General features: G+C 76.2%; 3 protein-coding genes. All 3 read left to right on the top strand.

The features are described 5' to 3' along the window. Nucleotides 1-777: ABC transporter ATP-binding protein (locus ABD308_RS31495; protein ID WP_344342611.1), on the top strand; the 777-nt coding region annotated here is incomplete at its 5' end. Nucleotides 778-806: 29 nt separating this feature from the next. Continuing rightward, on the top strand, nucleotides 807-2831 hold the full coding sequence (locus tag ABD308_RS31490; protein WP_344342610.1) for an NHL repeat-containing protein: 2025 nt from the start codon (nucleotides 807-809) through the stop codon (nucleotides 2829-2831). 171 nt (nucleotides 2832-3002) lie between these two features. Continuing rightward, a complete protein-coding gene (locus tag ABD308_RS31485; protein WP_344342609.1) occupies nucleotides 3003-3245 on the top strand; it encodes a hypothetical protein in 243 nt (80 codons plus the stop codon). Nucleotides 3246-3256 lie beyond the last annotated feature (11 nt).

Here is a 3256-nt window from a genome sequence, read left to right as displayed (position 1 = left end):
GACACCACGGCGCCGGCGGTGCCGCGGGACGCCGCCGAACCGGTGCTGGTCGCCGAGGACCTCACCGTCCGCTACGGCCGCCGGGGCGCGCCCGCGCTCGACGGCGTCGGCCTCACCGCCGCGCCGGGGCGTGCCGTCGGGGTGATCGGCGAGTCCGGTTCCGGCAAGTCCACGCTGGCCCGCGCCCTGCTCGGGCTGCTGCGCCCGCGGTCCGGCGGCGTCCGGGTCGGCGGCCGCTCCTGGGACGGGGCCACCCCGGCCGAGGAACGCGCGCTGCGCCGCCGGGTCCAGTTCGTCTTCCAGGACCCCTACGCCTCGCTCAGCCCGCGGATGACCGTCCGCGAAGCGCTCGCCGAGCCCCTGCTGGCCCATGGGCTGCCGCTCGGACGCATCGAGGAGCTGCTCGAACTGGTCGGTCTGCCGGAGGAGTTGCTGGACGCCCTGCCGCACCGGCTGTCCGGCGGGCAGCGTCAGCGGGTGGCGATCGCCCGGGCGCTCGCCGTCGGCCCCGAGGTGCTGGTGGCCGACGAGCCCACCTCCGCGCTGGACGTCTCCGTCCAGGCGCAGATCCTCAACCTGCTGCTCGACCTGCGCCGCCGCACCGGCATCGGCCTGGTGTTCATCTCGCACGACCTCGCGCTGGTCCGCCACCTCTGTGACGAGGTGCTGGTGATGCGGCACGGCCGGGTGGTCGAACAGGCGCCCGTCGAGCGGCTGTTCAGCGCGCCCGAGCACCCGTACACCCGCGAGCTGCTCGCCGCCGCCGGGCGGCACTGATCCCCGCCCCGACTCCTCCGAGGAACGCCATGACGCCGTCCGCCCGCCCCTCCCGCCGCCAACTCCTGCGCGGCGCCGCCTCCGTGACCGCTCTGACCACGGTGGGCGTGTTCGGCGCCGGGGCCGCCTCGGCCGCCCCGCGCCGTCCCTCCGGCACCCCCGAGGTGACCGGACTCGGCCCGGGCAACGCCGACTTCCCGCTGATGAGCGCCACCCTGATCGGCGAGACGCTGTGGATCGGCTCGCGCAACCTGGCCCCGGCCAAGGCGGTCGGCTACCACGTGCCGACCGGCCGGGTCACCGGCACCGCCGTCCTGCCCACCGGCAACTTCGTGCAGGGCTCGGCCGCCCACGACGGCCTGCTGTACCTCGGGGTCACGGACGCGCCGAAGGCCGTCAACCTCTACCGCCTCGACCCGGCCGGCGGCGGGGTGCGCGGCCTCGCCAACGTGCCCGGCGCCGACGTCCGGGACGTCGCGGTCGCCCCCGACGGCGTGGTGTTCGCCACCGGCCGGCAGAAGGGGCGGGCGGCCGGCCCCGGCTTGTACGCCTACGACCCGGCGACCGGCGCGCTCACCGAGGTCGCCTCGCCCGCGCCGAACGCCACCCAGGGGCGGGCCGTCGAGGCCACCGCCACCCACGCCTACCTGGGCGTCGGCAGCAACCTGGCGGGCGGCGGCGGAGCCACCCTGGCCTCGCTGTTCGCCGTCGAGCGGGCCACCGGCAAGGTCACCGACATCACCCCGCCCGAGCTCGCCGCGGACACCATCATCCGCCAGATCACCGCCCTCGGCGACGACCTGCTCGCCGTCTCCACCGAGGGCAAGCCCGCGCACGTCGCCCTGCTGGACCCGGCCACCCACACCGTGCTGCGGTCCTTCCCGGTGCCCGGCACCAAGAGCGTCACCAACTTCCAGCGCCTCGGCGACACCGTCTGGTTCACCTCCACCGAGCACGGCACGGTCTGGCGCTACCGGCTCGGCGAGGCGGGCGGCCCGGAGTCCTTCGCGGTGCCGGTCCCGGACGGCAACTCCTGGGGCCTGGGCCGGATCGGCGACACCCTGGTCGGCGTCACCGAGGGCGGCACCGCCTGGACCCTGTCCACCGCCACCGCGGCCGTCACCACCACCGACCTGGTGGCCGCCGGCGCGCCCGCCGAGGCGCAGCTCGGCATGTCGCTGGCGGCCCGGTACGGCCGGGTGTACGTCGGCGGCAACGGCTCGCTCGCGCTGCACGACCTCGGCTCCGGCGCGGTGCGCAAGCTCCCGGTGCCCGGCGAGGCCAAGGACGCCGCGATCCTCGACGACGGCACCCTCTACCTGGGCGTCTACTCCTCGCAGGGCATCTGGCGGTACCGGCCGTGGGCCGACGAGGTGCCGGTCCAGGAGGCGAGGCTGCCGCAGGAGCAGAACCGCCCGCAGGCGGTGCGCTGGGACGCCGAGCACGGTCTGCTGCTGCTCGGCGTGCAGGCCGACACCACCGGAGGCGGCTCGTTCGTCACCTACCGGCCGGGCAGCGGGCTGCCCACCGTGCACGTCGACCCGCTCGGGCCGGAGCAGTTGGTGCGCGCGGTGGCGGCCGGCCACGGGCAGGCGTTCCTCGGCGGCGACAACGCCAAGGCCACCGGCCCGCGTGGCGACCTGGCGGGCTGGGACCCGGTGGCCGGGCGCGAACTGTGGCGCACCGCCACCGACTTCGGCTCGGGCGTCAGCAGCCTGGCGGTGCACGGGCACCGGCTGTTCGGCATCACGGTGAACGGGCAGGCCTTCGCCGCCGACCTGCGCACCGCCCGGCGGGGCAGGCCCCCGGTGATCGACACCAGGGCCGACCTGCGGGCGGTCACCTCGGCCAACCCGCGTCTGCTGGTGGCCCGTGGCCGGCTGTACGGGATCAGCGAGAAGACCCTGTTCCGGCTGGACCCGGTGACGCTGGCCGCCACCGTGCTCGTCCAGGTGGACGCCGAGTGGTACAGCGGCGCCCGGCTGGCGGCCGACGAGGACGGCGTGCTGTACACCCTGCGCGGCCGCGAGCTGATCGCCGTCCGGGAACGGTGAGGCGGGCGCGAACCTCGACGCACTAGGCTGGCCCCATGGGGGAGTTGAGGGGCCGTTTGGGCGGGGTGGAGCGGGACCGCTGGGTGCGCCGCGCGGTCGTCGTGTTCGTGCTGGTGTCCGTGCTGGTGCTGCTGACGCTGACGATCACCCTGGACACGGAGGCGCCGCCGAGTGGCAACACGACGCCCGCGCCGTCCCCGGAGTCCGGGCTGGGCCTGGGTGGCGGCGACGATCAGCGCGCTCGCCGGCCTGGTGGCCTCGATCGGCGTCAGCGCGTCCAAGATCATCACCGCGATCGCCGAATTGACCCGCAGCCGGGCCGACCTCGCCCGCGCCCGCCGGGAGGGGGAGAGCGGTGCTCCCGCCGCCGCCCCCGGTGCCGGGCCGGACCCCGCGCCGGGGGAGGACGCCTGACGGGAGCGGGC

Source organism: Kitasatospora putterlickiae (assembly GCF_039527695.1).
In the GTDB taxonomy this organism is placed as follows: domain Bacteria; phylum Actinomycetota; class Actinomycetes; order Streptomycetales; family Streptomycetaceae; genus Kitasatospora; species Kitasatospora putterlickiae.
This window is presented reverse-complemented; position numbering and strand designations above follow the sequence as displayed.